General features: G+C 70.4%; 9 protein-coding genes. 6 read left to right on the forward strand and 3 right to left on the reverse strand.

The genetic code is table 11. The annotated features are described in order from the left end of the window. Position 1: 1 nt before the first annotated feature. Both FOB47_RS25040 and FOB47_RS25045 read right to left on the reverse strand, forming a co-directional pair. Entirely contained in the window at positions 2-6,265 is a 6,264-nt protein-coding gene (locus FOB47_RS25040; RefSeq protein ID WP_174782316.1) for an alpha-2-macroglobulin family protein, read from the reverse strand. 124 nt (positions 6,266-6,389) lie between these two features. Further along, the gene (locus FOB47_RS25045; RefSeq protein ID WP_053822856.1) at positions 6,390-6,863 is read right to left on the reverse strand and encodes an Lrp/AsnC family transcriptional regulator; all 474 of its coding nucleotides are present in this window, start codon (positions 6,861-6,863) and stop codon (positions 6,390-6,392) included. A gap of 195 nt (positions 6,864-7,058) precedes the next feature. On the opposite strand from FOB47_RS25045, the gene phhA reads away from it, so the two are divergent. From phhA to FOB47_RS25065, 4 genes are all read left to right on the forward strand, one after another. After that, positions 7,059-8,006, forward strand: coding sequence for a phenylalanine 4-monooxygenase (gene phhA / locus FOB47_RS25050; protein WP_174782317.1), 948 nt, complete (start codon positions 7,059-7,061; stop codon positions 8,004-8,006). Between the two features lie 109 nt (positions 8,007-8,115). Further along, positions 8,116-8,433: a 4a-hydroxytetrahydrobiopterin dehydratase gene (locus FOB47_RS25055; RefSeq protein WP_174782318.1), complete on the forward strand. Its 318-nt coding sequence runs from the start codon at positions 8,116-8,118 to the stop codon at positions 8,431-8,433. Positions 8,434-8,639: 206 nt separating this feature from the next. Beyond that, positions 8,640-9,344, forward strand: coding sequence for a response regulator transcription factor (locus FOB47_RS25060; RefSeq protein WP_053822859.1), 705 nt, complete (start codon positions 8,640-8,642; stop codon positions 9,342-9,344). Between the two features lie 148 nt (positions 9,345-9,492). Beyond that, positions 9,493-11,100: a sensor histidine kinase gene (locus FOB47_RS25065; RefSeq protein WP_244959496.1), complete on the forward strand. Its 1,608-nt coding sequence runs from the start codon at positions 9,493-9,495 to the stop codon at positions 11,098-11,100. 34 nt (positions 11,101-11,134) lie between these two features. On the opposite strand, the gene FOB47_RS25070 is transcribed toward FOB47_RS25065, so the two are convergent. Then, positions 11,135-11,686 carry an SET domain-containing protein gene (locus FOB47_RS25070; protein ID WP_053823252.1) on the reverse strand — a complete coding sequence of 184 codons (552 nt, stop codon included), beginning with the start codon at positions 11,684-11,686 and terminating at the stop codon, positions 11,135-11,137. Positions 11,687-12,897: 1,211 nt separating this feature from the next. Between FOB47_RS25070 and FOB47_RS25075 the strand changes: the two genes are divergently transcribed. Next, positions 12,898-13,176, forward strand: a complete 279-nt coding sequence (locus FOB47_RS25075; RefSeq protein WP_006579334.1) for an HU family DNA-binding protein — start codon at positions 12,898-12,900, stop codon at positions 13,174-13,176. Between the two features lie 305 nt (positions 13,177-13,481). Then, positions 13,482-14,534 carry a DUF2272 domain-containing protein gene (locus FOB47_RS25080; RefSeq protein ID WP_390884854.1) on the forward strand — a complete coding sequence of 351 codons (1,053 nt, stop codon included), beginning with the start codon at positions 13,482-13,484 and terminating at the stop codon, positions 14,532-14,534. Positions 14,535-14,546 lie beyond the last annotated feature (12 nt).

The raw sequence follows: 14,546 nt of genomic DNA on the forward strand, positions 1-14,546 counted from the left end.
CTCACGAACGCGGCCCCACGCTCAGGCCCGCATTGGGCGCGGCGCCGAACACCTCGGGCGCGTACATCGCCTCGACCCGGGTCGGCGGCAGTGCGAACTCGCCCGCGTTGTTCAGCCGCACGGTGTACTCGATGGTGGCCGTGCCCTTGGGCAGGTGGGCGTAGTACTCGCGGTACGCCTGCGGCGTGCGCTCGCTGAAGGCCGGCCAGGCGCCGGTGCGGCGCTCGCCGCGCGTGGCGATCTGCGAGTCGCGGCCCAGGCCGCTGCCCAGGATCGTCGCGCCCGCCGGCACCGGATCGCTGACCACCACCCACGTCATGTCGGCCTGCGCGTCGATCTCCAGCTTGACGCGATAGACGTCGCCGCGCGACCAGCGCCCCGGCGTGGCCTGCTCGACCGCGCTGACGCTGCGGCGGATGCGGTAGCCGGCGGCGATCGGCTCGGCCAGCGGCACCGCCGCCAGCGCGCGCACCGTCGCCCACGGCCGGCCGGCGCCCTCGTGCTGCAGCTGCAGCGTGGCGGGCGCGGCGGACGGGGTCGGCTGCGGCGACTGCGGGGGCTGCGGGGGCTGCGGGGGCTGCGCGGGCCACGGCAGCATCAGCGCGCCCGCCGCCACACCGTCCTTGCCGGTTGCGGCCGAGCGCCAGTCGAAGCTGCGCGAAGCCTCGCCCAGCGTCACGCGCGTCGTGCCGCCGACCGGCTCGCGCTCGAACATCCGCGCGAAGCGGCGCACCGCCAGCACGCCCCAGGCATTGGCATTGGTGGTGTTCCATGCGCCGCCGTTCTGGCGGCCCAGCAGGCCGCTGGCCAGCCGCGGCGCATCCTCGCGCCACTCGGGCAGTTCCAGCGCCAGCGTCAGCAGCCGCGCGGCGTTGATGTCGCCGCCGGCCATCAGCCACCACCAGTGGTCGTCGCGCTCGGTCGAGAAGGCCAGCCGCGTGCCCTGCAGGTCCAGCCGCGCGCGCAGCAACCGCTGCGCCTCGGCCAGCCGCGCCTCGCGCTGCGGCACATCGGGCAGTCGCTGCAGCAGCGCGGTCCAGTCGAGCAGCGCCGAGGTCGGCCACTGCTGCGGCGCGATCTGGATCGAACCGAGCATGCGGGCCTGCGCCTTGCCGCCGCGCGACAGCGCCTCCAGCGCGGCCAGCTTGCGGATCTCCAGGTCGGAGGATGGCGCCCAGGCACGGCGCTGCAGCCGGCCCTCGACGAAGGCGGCCAGCGCCTGCTCCATCCGCTCGCGCGCCTGCGCCGGCAATTGCAGCGGCAGCCCCGCGCGATGCGCCTCGTCGGCCAGCGCCAGCAGATAGGCGGTCAGCACCTCGCTGCCGCCGTCGCGCACCGCCTCGCCCTGCATCGGGAAGTACGCCACCAGCCCGTCGTCGTCCTGATAGGCGGGCAGCTGCCCCATCAGCGACTGCCACAGCGCGGCGTCGCCCAGGCCGACCGCCTTCGACGCGCGCTGCTCCAGGCAGGTATACGGATAGCGGGCGAACCAGTCGCGCACGCCGGGCAGGCCGCCGGCCAGCGACGACTGCAGGCCGATCTGCAGGCCGCCGCGCGGTGCCCCGGAGGGATCGCGCAGCGCGGCCGCGGGCGCGCGGACCGGCACCGACAGGCCCGGCGCCAGCTGCGCCAGCGTGCCCTGCTGCACGGTCAGCGGTACCGCCGCGGCCAAGCGCTGGCCGATGCGGATGCGGTCCGACGCGGGTGCGCTGTCCTCGCTCTTGCCGTCGCCCTTGCGTTGTTCGGTGGCCGTGATTTCCCACTGCAGCTCGCTCTCGGTGACCGTGGGCTCGCCGCTCGCCTGCGCCAGCAGCGGCGCGACCACGTCCCAGCCGATTTCGCGCGCCTGCCCGGCCGGTACCGCCACGGTCTGCGTGGGCAGCGTTGCCGTCCCCGCGCCGGCTGCCGGATCGCCGGCCACGGCGCCGGAGGCGCCACCACCGGCGGCACCAGCCGGCACGCTGCGCGCGCCGACCTCCACCGTCATCGCGCGCGCGGTGGTATTGCGCAGCGTAAACATCGCGCGATAGCGGTCGCCCTCGCGCACCAGTGGCGGCAAACCCGAGATCAGCTGCAGGTCCTGTGTCGCCGCCACGGTGGCGCTGCCGGTGCCGAAGCGGGCGACGCCCAGATCGGCGATCGCGACGATGCGGAAGCGCGTCAGCGAATCGTTCAGCGGCACCGTCAGCGTGGCCTTGCCGGCCGCGTCCAGTTGCACGCGCGGATTCCACAGCAGCAGCGTGTCGAACAGTTCGCGAGTCGGATTCTTGCCGCCGCCGCCGCCGGCCGGCACCGCCTTGCGGCCATAGTGGCGCCGCCCGACGATCTCCATCTGCGCGGTCGCGGTCTCGACCCCGTAGCTGCGCCGCTGCAGCATCGCTTCGAGCAGGTTCCAGCTGGTATTGGGCATCAGTTCGAGCAGCGCCTCGTCGACCGCGGCCAGCGCGACTTCGCCGTTGGCGGCCGGCTTGCCGTCCGGCAGCGCGACCTGCACCGTCACCCTGGCCTGGCCCCGCACCGGATAGCTGGCGCGGTCGGTGACGACCTTGACGTCGAGCCGGTGTGCCTCGTTGCCGACGCGGATCTCGGCAAGACCGAGCCGGAATGCCGGCCTGGACAGATCGACCAGCGGCGTCGGCGCGACGTATTCGCGGCCCTCGCTGCGGAAGGCGCGCCACCATTCGCGCGGCTCGCGCCAGCCCCAGGTGAAGAAGGAATACCAGGGCACCTCGTGCAGGCGTCCGCGCAGCGCCAGCACCGACACGTAGACGTTCGGCCCCCACTCGGGCCTGACCTTGACGCTGACGGTCGGGTCCTTGCCGGCCAGCGTCACCACGCTGGTCTCGAGGATGCCCTCGCGTTCGACGGCGACCAGCGCGGTGGCCTGGCGGAACGGCATCCGCACCTGGAAGCGCGCGGTATCGCCGGGCGCATACGACGGCCGCTCGGGCAGCAGGTCGATGCGGTCGTGGTTCTCGCCGCCGAACCACAGCTCGCCCTGGCCGGTGACCCAGACGCTGGTCGCCGCTTCCGAGACCCGGCCCGCATCGTCGCGGGCACGGGCGATCAGTTCGACCTCGCCGGTCTGTTCCAGCGACACCGCGCACTGCATGCGGCCGCGCGCGTCCGTCTTCGCCTCGCAGACCTTGCCGAGCTCGCGCACCTCGGTGCGGTTGTCGTAGCGATAGAAGCCGCCGACCACGCGCTTGCGCGCCGACGTCGTGATGCGCGCGCGCGCGTGCACCTCCATCGGCACGCCGGCGCGCGGCTTGCCGTCGATATCGAGCGCGATGCCTTGCACCGTGGCCTGGCGCTTGACCGCCACCCAGTCGTCGGCGCGAATGCCGGCCACCACCGCGGCGGGCCACAGCGGCAGCGTCTGCCGCAGCGTCTGGATCTCGCCGTTGGGATCGGCGAAGGCGGCCTCGACCAGCAGATCGCGCGGCGCGGTGACCGGCGGCAGCGTGTCGAGCGTCAGGCGGCCGCCGCCGTTGGCGTCCAGCGTCAGCGCGCGCTTGTCGGCGATCAGCGTCTGGCCGTCCTGCGCCGCCGGCTGGCCGGGGTCCTGGTCCTCGACCTCGTCCGATTCGTCGCGCTGCTCGTCCGGCGCGCGCGGCGCATCGAAGCTGTAGCCGGCGGCATCGGCAAAGCGCGGCAGGCGCTCGCGCAGCAGCGCGGATATCCGTACCGGCAAACCCGCCGCGGCGCCGCCCGACACGTAGTGCACCTCGACGTCCAGCGGCAGCGATTTCGGCGCGACCACCGCCTGGGCGCCGCCGGCGGTCGCGGCGCGAATCGTGCCGGCCAGCACCGGCAGGCGGAAGGCCTCGACGCGGAAGGCGCCGCTGTCGTAGCTGCGCTGGCGCGCGTCGGCCAGCTCGACCGTATAGCGGCCCAGCCTGGCCGCCGGCGGCAACGTGAAGCGGCTCTCGGCGCTGCGCCCGCCGGTGGCGGTAATGCGCCATTGCAGCGGCTGTTCGTAGGTCTGGCCGCTGCCCTCGTGGCGGATCACCAGCTTCTCCGGCATTTGCGCCGATCCACCGGCGCCGCCCGGCGGCAGCGCGAAGCCGTTCGAGGTCTCGACGCGCAGGTAGTGCTTCATCGAGACGGTCTCGCCCGCGGACAGCAGCGTGCGGTCGAACACGGTATGCGCGCGGACGGTCGGCGTGGGGCTGGTATCGGTCGGCACATGGAAGCGCCAGCTCTCGATGCCGCGGTTCCAGTCCGACATCACGAAGGCCATGTCGGCCTGGCCGCGTGCCTGCGGGTGCGCGGCGACGATGCGCGCCGACACGAAGTAGCCCGACAGCCCGGTGTCCTCGCAATAGCGGCTGGCGCGGCTGGCGCCGTCGGTGCCATCGTCGCCGAGCCGGCCGAAGCGCGCCACGCCGGCATCGTCGGTGCGCGCGGTGGCGATCAGCTTGCCGCTGCAATCGCGCACCGCGACATTGGCCTCGCGCACCGGCTTGCCGCCGTCCAGCGTGGTGACCCAGGCCATCGCGTTGTCGCGCCCGACCTTGAAGTGCACGCCCAGATTGGTCACCAGCGCCGCGGTCCGCACATACATCGGCGCCGGCTTGCCCAGCAGCGCCGCGCCCAGGCTCGGCGAGGCGATCTCGACCACATGAAAGCCCGCCTCCGGCAGCGGAATGCCGACCACCTCGAACGGCCGGCTGGCGCCCTCGCCCACCGAGGCCGGCACGGCCAGCTTGCGCACGCCCGGCACCCCGGCCAGCAGCGACACGGCGCGCGTCTCGATCTGGGGCGCGTTGCGCGGAATGCGGGCCGCCGACGGCGGCTTGCCGGCCAGCATCGCGTCGAGCTCGGCGCGGGTCCAGCTGGTCTCGTGCATGCGCCGCACCAGTGCCAGCCAGCGCAACACCGCGGCATCGTCGTCGACCCGCACCCGGCTGACCGTTCCGGCTTCGGCGCGCACGCCGAGCACTTTAAGTTCACGCTCGACATGGCGCAGCGTGACCGGCAGCAGCGGCGGGTAATCAGCCAACCCGTCGGCCGGCTTGTCGGTCCGGCTCCTCGGCACCTCGCCGAAGCGCTCGATCACGCCGAACGGCGCCGCGGCGAACTTGGCCAGCGGCGGCATCGGCGCAGTCGTCACCCGCAGCGGAAACAGATCGGCATTGCTCAAAGGGCGGCCGCTTTCGTCCTTGAGTCCCGACGGCAGCTCGAGCGTCATGTTCGCGTTCTCGGCGAACGGGGGCTCGAAGCGCAGCGAGGTGACCGTGGCATCGGCCGCCAGGTTCGCCTCCAGTTTCGGCGCCACTTGCCCCGACGGCGTGCGCAGCACCACGGCTTCGGCAGCACGGCGGGCGATCGGCGCGGAGAACTCCAGCGAGATCGGCCGCAGCGGCGTGCAGGGCGCCTGCGCGTTTTCCCGCTCGCAGCTGAAGCTGGCGGTAAACGGTTCGCGCACGCGATATTCGAAGCGGCGCCCTTCCTTGCTGGCCAGGCCCGACGGCGTTGCAATGCCCGGCGCCAGCAGCAGTTCCATCCTGGCGCCGGCCGGCAGCCGCTGCTGGCAGGCCAGCAGATGCACGCTGTCCGCGCCGCGCGGCTTCCAGCCCAGCGCCTTGAGCACCGCGTCGCGGTCCGCGCCGGTCACCAGCCGCACCGGAATCATCTCGCCGACGCCCTGCGCCTGGCAGAAGGCATGCTGGCGCACCGAGTCCGGCGTGGCCGGACCGTTGAAGCGCAGCGCGAAGACCTGGTCCTCCTCGATCTCGCCGCCGGAGGGGCGGCTGGACACCACGATCGGACCGCCGGTCTCGAAACGGTAATCGGACTTGCCGCGATAATCCTGGCCGGCCTGGCTCTTCAGGCCTGCGCGCAGCCGGATCGTGCACGAGACGCCAGGCGGCAGGTCGTGGACGAAGTCGAACACCCAGTTGCGGTCGTCGACCCAGCGGCCTTCGCCGCCCAGATCCGCCGGCGCGGCGCCGGTACACTGGACGGCGGCCGGTGCGGTCGCGCGCAGGTCGCCCAGCGGCACCATCGACTGGTCGAAGCGCAGCGTGACCTGGCGGACCTTGGAGACCTGGCCTTCCGGCGAAACGCGGGTAAGTTGCGTCGCCAGCGCGGCGTGGGCGCCCAGCGCCAGCGAACAGGCCGCCACGACATGCGCAAACAGGCGCCGGCGGGCCGGTCCGCGGGCATCGGTCCTCGCCCTGTTCGGCGGGTCGTCCGTCCCCGTTTGGCCCACGACGTCCTGTTCGCCTTCCCCGCCAAAGCCCGTGGCCCGGTCTCGCATCTCGTCCCTCTCCGCATGGTCGGCCCCGCTGCGGTGCATCAGCGGGCACCTGGCGAGAGTGACATGCGAGGCGTCCGCGCGCAAGCCAACCGACGGGTTGGCGCACGAGCCGCACGCACGGGGCCTAGCGCAGATGGGACAGCGGCAGCGCGCCTTCGCGCTTGAGCGCGGTCAGCACGATATTGGAACGCACGCTCTCGACGCCCGGCACCCGCATCAGCTTGCGCATGGTGAAATCGGCGAGCGCCGGCAGGTCGGTGACGACGATGCGCAGCAGGTAGTCCGCCTCGCCGGCGACCGAGTAGCACTCCTGCACTTCCTCGAGCAGCAGGATCTCTTCCTTGAAGCGCTCGATCGCGGTGTCGCCGTGGTGGGCCAGCTTGACGCTGGTGAAGACCAGCACGCCCAGCCCCAGCGCCGGCGGCGACAGCACGACACGGTAGCCGGAGATCACGCCCTCGGCCTCCAGCCGCGCAATGCGCCGGCCGACCTGGCTGGGCGACAGATGGACCTGCTCGGCCAGTTGCTGGTGGGTGCTGCGGCCGTCGGCCTGCAGCGCGGCCAGCAGCGCCAGATCGAAGTTGTCGAGACTCAGCATACAAAGATCCTGCATCGGTTTTGCGTTTGATGCAGATTACCCGCATCGGAACGGCAATCCAAGCCGTTTTTGCGGGCTATTTGCAGCGTCATCTCGGTAGACTTTGCAGAAATCCCGCATGCACCACCAACCGCGTGCGGCAATACCGCAAACGACACCGGGCCCGACCCGCACCGAATCGCCGGAGACAAGCAGATGGAAGCGATCCTCGACCAGACCCCAGAGCAGCAAGCCGCGGCCAGCGCCACCTTCACCGGCACGCTGACCGACAAGCTGAAGGAACAGTTCGAAGCCGGGCTGCTGTCCGACCCGGACCTGAATCCGGACTTCACGATCGCCCAGCCGCTGCACCGCTACACCGACGCCGACCACGCCGTCTGGCGCCAGCTGTATGCGCGCCAGGCGTCGATGCTGCGCGGCCGGGTCTGCGACGAGTTCCTGCGCGGCCTGGACACGCTGGGCATGGACGCCGACCGCGTGCCCGACTTCGCCCGCCTGAACGACAAGCTGATGGCCGCCACCGGCTGGCAGGTGGTGGCGGTGCCGGGCCTGGTGCCCGACGAGGTCTTCTTCGAGCATCTGGCCAACCGGCGCTTCCCGGCCAGCTGGTGGATGCGCAAGCCGGAGCAGCTGGACTACCTGCAGGAGCCGGACTGCTTCCACGACGTGTTCGGCCATGTGCCGCTGCTGATCAACCCCGTCTTCGCCGACTACATGCAGGCCTACGGCCAGGGCGGCCTGAAGGCGGCCGGCATGGGCGCGCTGGACATGCTGGCGCGGCTGTACTGGTACACCGTCGAGTTCGGCCTGATCCGCACGTCCGAGGGCCTGCGCATCTATGGCGCCGGCATCGTCTCGAGCCAGGGCGAGTCGATCTACAGCCTGGACTCGGCCAGCCCGAACCGGATCGGCTTCGACGTGCGCCGCATCATGCGGACCCGCTACCGCATCGACACCTTCCAGAAGACCTACTTCGTCATCGACAGCTTCGAACAGCTGTTCGAGGCGACCCGCCCGGACTTCACGCCTCTGTACGCCGAGCTGCGCCAGCAGCGGACGCTGGGCGCCGGCGACATCGCCGACGGCGACCTGGTGCTGCAGGCGGGCAATCGCGAGGGCTGGGGCGACAGCGACGATATCTGACGCCGCCGCGTTTCCCGCTTTATGAAACAATGCCGGCATGTCCGACCGCGATGGTCGGGCGGGCCGGCTCTGCCTTGTTCCGATTCCCTACTTTACGGGCCTTGCCATCATGACCTCACCCGCTCTTTCTCCGTTGTCCGAACAGGAACGCGCGCCGCTGCTGGCGTCGCTGCCCGGCTGGAGTGCGGTCGCCGACCGCGACGCGATCCACAAGCGCTTCACCTTTGCCGACTTCAACGCCGCCTTCGCCTTCATGACGCGCGTGGCGATGCAGGCCGAGAAAGCCGACCACCATCCCGAATGGTTCAACGTCTACAACCGCGTCGACATCACGCTGTCGACCCATGACGCCAACGGCCTGACCCAGCGCGATATCGACCTGGCCCGCTTCATCGAGCAGGCCGCCGCGACTCTCGTCAGGCGCTGAACCGCGCCGGCGTACCGCAAGGCCGATCCTGTTGTCCCCGGGACCCGCCGTGGCCCCGGTCCGCAAGCCAATCGAAAGGAAGGCCCGCGCCACGCGCGGTACAATCGGCGGCCAGGCGGGGCCCCGGCACCCGAAGCGCGACGCCAGCCGCGTTCCCTCCGGCGCCCCGCAGCACCCTGCCGAACCCGTAGCCGAACCTTTCGCCCATGCGCATCCTGTTGATCGAAGACGACCGCCAGATCGCCAGCGGCGTCGAAGCCGGCCTGTTCCAGGCGGGCCACCAGGTGCGCGTCGTCCATGACGGGGTCTATGCCACCGAGCATCTGCTCAAGGAGCAGCACGACCTGGTGATCCTCGACCTGGGCCTGCCCGGCATCGACGGCATGACGCTGCTGTCGCGCTACCGCGCGCGCAACCGCACCACGCCGGTGCTGATCCTGACCGCGCGCGACGAGCTCGAGGACAAGCTGTCCGGCCTGAACGCCGGCGCCGACGACTATCTGGTCAAACCCTTCGCCTTTCCCGAACTGGAGGCACGCGTGCGCGTGCTGCTGCGCCGCAGCCAGCATGGCGAGGCGGCGCCCGACCGCGACGTGCGGCTGGGCCGGCTGCGGCTGTCGGGCAGCGACCGGCGCATGTTCGTCGACGGCAAGCCGCTGGAGTTGTCGCCGCGCGAGTTCGCGGTGCTCGAACTGTTGCTGCAGCGGCAGGGGCGCGTGGTCAGCAAGGCGCAGCTGCAGGACCACCTGGCGACCTTCGCCCATCCGGCCGGCGATGGCGGGGACACCGTCGGCGATACCGCGATCGAGGTCTACGTTCACCGCGTGCGCAAGAAGCTCGAGGACAGCGACGTCGAGATCGTGACGGTACGCGGCTTCGGCTATTTGCTGCAAAGCCGCGGCCAGGCCTAGCGCGAGGCGCGGCGTGCGGCGGCTCCAGGCGCCTCTGCGGAGCGCGCGCGGCGAAGGCGCATCCGGCGGCAACGCGGGGACCGGCGGCAACGCGGGGACCGGCGGCACCGCGGGCGCGAGCGCCAGCGGCGGCCCCCAGCAGGTACGCCTGGCCTCGACGCAAAGCCTGCGCATCCACCTGCTGCGCGCGCTGGCCACGCCGCTGTTCGCGCTGGTGCTCGCCAGCGGCTCGCTGTCCTACTGGCTCGCGGCACACTACACCACGCAGGTGTTCGACCGCGCCCTGTACGGCGTCGCCAACAATATCGCGCAGCAGATCCGCATCGCCGGTCCCCGGCTCGAACACGATATCCCCGCGATCGCGCAGACGCTGGTCGAGGCCGAAGGCAGCGACCGGATCTACTGGCGCATCCATGGACCCGATGGCCTGATCGGCGGCATGGACACCTGGCTGGGATACGGCACCGGCCAGACCACGCTGCATGACGCGCGGCTGTTCTACGCCTGGTTCAGCGGGCGGCAGGTACGGGCGGTGCGGCTGCCGGTGCATCTCGATCCGGTGCCGGCCGCGCCGGCCGATGGCGACATCGACGTTGCCGCGGACGTTGCCGCGAGCATCACAAACAGCGTGCCCGCCAGCGCGGCGAACGGCGCGGCCAGTGTGCCGCAGGCCGCCGCCGCCCCGTCGCGCGGCCCGATCGTCGTCGAGGTCGCGGAACTGCTGGACCGGCGCGAGACCGCCGCCAACGAGATCCTGCTGTCGGTGTCGGTGCCGCTGATCCTGCTGCTGCTGGTCGGCAGCCTGATCCTGTCGCACGTGCTGAAGGAAGAGCTGGTGCCGCTGCAGATCCTGACCGACAAGCTGAACCGGCAGACCGCGCGCTCGCTGGCCTCGCTCGACGAGACCCAAGTGCCGGCCGAGGTCGAGCCGCTGATCCGCGCGCTGAACGCGCTGCTGGCGCGGCTGCGCGATGCGCTGGACGCCCAGCGCAAGTTCATCGCCGATGCCGCCCATCAGCTGCGCACGCCGCTGACCGCGGTCAAGCTGCATGCCGACCGCGCGGTCGAGGCCGAGAACGCCGAGGTGGCCCGCCATGCGCTGCGCGAGCTGCAGTCGGCGGCGGACCGGGCCGTGCGGCTGTCGAACCAGTTGCTGTCGCTGGCGCGCGCCGAGCCCGGCCTGTCGCTGGAGCGGCTCGGCCCGATCGAGCATTTCGACCTGGCCACGCTGGCCTTCGAGACCGGCGCCGAATGGGTGCCGCAGGCGCTGGCGCGCCATATCGACCTGGGCTTCGAAACGTTGCCGGGACCGACCTTCACCGGCGCCGCGCCGTCGATGGTGCGCGGCAACCGGCTGCTGCTGCGCGAGGCGCTGAACAATCTGATCGACAACGCGGTCAAGTATGTGCCCGCCGGCGGCCGCATCACCGTGCGGGCCGGCGGCGAGGCCATCGGTCATCGGGGCATGGCGGTGGTGATGGTCGAGGACAACGGCCCCGGCATTGCGCCGGCACGGCGCGAGGAGGTGTTCAAGCGCTTCTTCCGCGGCGACCATGTTCCCGGACGCAGTCCCGAGGCCACGCCGGGCGGCGCCGGACTGGGGCTGGCGATCGTGCACGAAATCATCAGCCTGCATCACGGCAGCATCAGCATCGAGGATGTGCCCGATACGGAATCACAGCGCGCCGACGGCCAGGCGCGCGCCAATATGCGCTTCGTGATCCGGATTCCTTGCGAGGCGCCCGGGGCGGGCTAGATCCGCTGGCCCCGGCCGCCGCGGCGGCAGCGCGTCAGCGCCGGCCCTTGGGCGCCAGCATGGTGCCGCGGCAGTTCGGACTGCCGCAGCGGCACTCGAACTCCTTCTTCAGCTTCTTCGTATAGCGGGCGTCGATCACCAGCCCGTAGTCGTAGAACAGCTCCTCGCCCGGCTCGATATCGCGCAGCGCGTGGATGAACACCCGGCCCTTCTTCTCGCGTGCCTCGCAGTTCGGTTCGCAGGCATGGTTGATCCAGCGCGAACGGTTGCCGCCGAACTTGGCGTCGAGCACGTCGCCGCCCTCGAGGCTGAAATAGAACGTGTGGTTCGGCTCGTTCGGATCGTGCGGGTGGCGCTCCAGCGCGGTCTCCCACGAGATCCGCTCGCCCTTGTATTCGATGATCCGTTCGCCGGCGGCGATCGGCGCGATCGCATAGACGCCCTTGCCGTGCACGCCGGACTGGCGGACCTCGATGCGGTCCTTGGCGGTCCTGGGCTTCTTGTCCTTTTCGGCCTTGGCGCCCTTGCCTGCCTTGTCGCTCTTGTCCCCCTTGCTGTCCTGCTTGCGCTTCGACTGTTCGGCCATATCCATCCTGTTTACCGTCGTTCGGTCTGTCTGCTGGTCGTGTTCCCGATGCCGGCGCGTGCCGGCCGGGCGATGCCGGATGATACCCGCGCCGCGTGACCGTGCGTGATGGTGCGTGGCGCGGCGTATACCTGGTGGCCGCATGGTGGCCGTTTACCGGGGCGCTACGGAAACGGCCGACGCGAAACGGAGCAAGAAGCGGTCCATCCACCACGTGCTGCCCACCGACGTATACCCGCGTAGCGCGACGCAAAGGGGGCGACGAACGAACCGAAGTTGTGGACAACCTCGCCTTCTTCTGTGGATAAGCACGCGGGTTTGATGTGGGCCGCCTGGGGCTGGCATGGGGATGCCTCGGGCATAAGTCCTAGCACTGTCGGCGGGTCCCTCCACCGAACGGCTGAGTCATCCACCTGCACCGGGATTTCGTCCCGATGGTTCTGCATTCGGTAAACCATTGATCCGCCTGACGTTTACCTACTTGTCCACAGAAAGGGGGCGGGTTTACCTACTACTACTATCCGTATACATCAAAAGAACTATCTAAACCAAAGGGACTACGTCCCCCATCGGCTCCCTCGCGGGACACCAGAAAAGACAGGCAAAACGAGGTAAACCCGTGCGGCGTTTACCCCGTCGAGGCGTATCGGGCGTATACCGCTGGACGCCGTATACCTTGGACAAGGCTGTCGGCCGAGCCGGTATACGTCCAGCCCGCCTTGACTCCGCATCCGCACCCCGTGTGAACCCCGGACGTGGAATGCCGACAAACCGGCGTATACCTGTGCCCGCAACGTGCCGGAATCGGCCCGAGCAGGCCCGGAGGCGCCTGAGAGCCCCCCGGAGCGCCGTTAACGTCCCTGGATGGGCTCCGGGACCTGCAGGGGTGCCGTGGCGCTCAGCAGGCGTATACGGGCCCTGCACGGCCGTCAACGCGGTTCGGCAGGGTCCGTATACGTCACGGTTGCGTGACGGTATGCATGGCGGTATGCGGCGCGCTGCATGCCTTGCTGGCGCGCCCGTAAACCGTCCAACTTCCCGCTCCAATCCCGGCAGGCCTTGTCCAGCAAGGGTTGCTGTAACAATGTCGCGCGGGGACCGGCTGGCGCGACACGGTATGATGTGGCCCGCAGCGCCTTTTCCGGGGCCACGTCCGGCACACCGGGCGGGCGGGAGGCAATGTGTTTTTTCAACTCGATACGGAGTGAAGCATGACGAAAACCGAACTGATCGACGCGATCGCAGCGGGTGTGGATGGTCTGACCAAGGCCAAGGCCGAGCAGGCACTGAACGTGACGCTGAACGCCATCATGGACGCCGTCGCCAAGGGCGACACGCTGAGCCTGATCGGCTTTGGCACGTTCAGCCAGGGCGAGCGTGGCGAGCGCATGGCCCGCAACCCGCGTACCGGCGAAGAGATCAAGGTCGAAGCGGCCAAGACGGTCAAGTTCAAGGCCGGCCAGAAGTTCAAGGACGCCGTCAATCAGTAAGCTGCCGGGCGGTACCGACCAGCCCGGTTCCACAGGGTCCCGCCGTGCCGCCGCCTGTCGCCGCAAGGCGAGCGTGGGGCACCGGGCGGGAAATGTTATCCACAACGCAGCCGCAAGGCTTTTCCCCGTTTTTCCACCGGCATCGGCCCCCGGGCCGGGCGGCGCCCGAGGCGGCGTCGCGATGCCACGCGCGGCATGCCGGATCGGCGTTCTTTCCCGCGTTTTTCCGCGTCTTTTCAGCCTTGCGCGGGTCTTTCGGCGCCATTGCGCGCGCCTCCTTCGTCGTCGTCCGCCGTTTTCAGGTCATGCCGATGCACGCCTTGCCACCCGGATTTCCACAGCGTTATTCACATCGTTTCTCACATGATTTTCCACAGCGCCCGGCAGGTTTACCGGGGGCGGTGTCGCGCGCGCTGCGCCGCCGTCTGGCGGCCCTCGCCGGCACGGTTGCCGCCTGCCTGCTGAGCGCCTGCGCGATGCAGCCGCCCGCTCCGCCGGGGCCGCCACCGACGGCGCGTCTGCAGGCGGTCCCGTTGCCGCAGGCCCAGGTACAGGCGCCGCCGGCGATGCCAGGCGCCACGCCGCGCCAGCGCATCGTGCAGATCGCGCTGCAGGAGTGGCAGCGCTGGGGAGGCCAGACGATCCGCATCGGGCGCGACGACACCGCCTGCGTGGTCAGCAGTCCGCTGCCACTGCCGCCGCCGGCGCTGCCCGACGGCATCGAAGCGCGGATCCAGAATGGCGCGACGAATGGCGCGTCCGCCTCGTCGGCCGATACCGACGAGAGTTTCGGCACCACTGCCGCCCCGGGGTGCGCCGGTTTTCCGGACGGCACCGGCATGGAGGCGACGCCGCAGGGCTGCGCGCTGGCGCAGCGCTATTGGGCCATCGTCGGCAAGGAGGTCGATTGCCAGCAGATCACCGAGGGACGGTGGGCGTGGTCCGCGGTGTTCATTTCGTGGGTGTTGCGCCAGGCGGGGCTGAACGAGCGCCAGTTCCTGACCGGGCAATCGCATTCGATGTATGTGGTCGATGCGCGCGACGGCATCCTGCCCGCGCCGGCCTTCCGCCTCGAGCCGCTGCCCGCGATGCCGCGCCCCGGCGACATCCTGTGCGCGGGGCGCGGCCGCGACAAATACCTGAGCAGCGTCGACGAGGTCGGCTTCGGCACCACGCCGATGCACTGCGACATCGTGGTCGAGGTCGATGCGACCGCCCGCGTGGTCAAGACCATCGGCGGGAACCTGCAGCAGTCGGTGTCGATGGAGCTGGTCGAGCTGGGCGATTCCGGCCTGGTGGACGGCTTTACCAATTCGCATGCCCCCTGGCTGGTGCTGATGCGCAATCAGCTGCCGTGACGATGGCGGCGG

The sequence above is a fragment of the Cupriavidus gilardii genome, from assembly GCF_013347325.1.
In the GTDB taxonomy this organism is placed as follows: domain Bacteria; phylum Pseudomonadota; class Gammaproteobacteria; order Burkholderiales; family Burkholderiaceae; genus Cupriavidus; species Cupriavidus gilardii.

Coding starts and splice junctions, on each gene's coding strand:
- FOB47_RS25040 (WP_174782316.1), bottom strand. CDS start 6,265: ATGCGAGACCGGGCCACGGGCTTTGGCGGGGAAGGCGAACAGGACGTC.
- FOB47_RS25045 (WP_053822856.1), bottom strand. CDS start 6,863: ATGCTGAGTCTCGACAACTTCGATCTGGCGCTGCTGGCCGCGCTGCAG.
- phhA (WP_174782317.1), top strand. CDS start 7,059: ATGGAAGCGATCCTCGACCAGACCCCAGAGCAGCAAGCCGCGGCCAGC.
- FOB47_RS25055 (WP_174782318.1), top strand. CDS start 8,116: ATGACCTCACCCGCTCTTTCTCCGTTGTCCGAACAGGAACGCGCGCCG.
- FOB47_RS25060 (WP_053822859.1), top strand. CDS start 8,640: ATGCGCATCCTGTTGATCGAAGACGACCGCCAGATCGCCAGCGGCGTC.
- FOB47_RS25070 (WP_053823252.1), bottom strand. CDS start 11,686: ATGGCCGAACAGTCGAAGCGCAAGCAGGACAGCAAGGGGGACAAGAGC.
- FOB47_RS25075 (WP_006579334.1), top strand. CDS start 12,898: ATGACGAAAACCGAACTGATCGACGCGATCGCAGCGGGTGTGGATGGT.
- FOB47_RS25080 (WP_390884854.1), top strand. CDS start 13,482: ATGCCGATGCACGCCTTGCCACCCGGATTTCCACAGCGTTATTCACAT.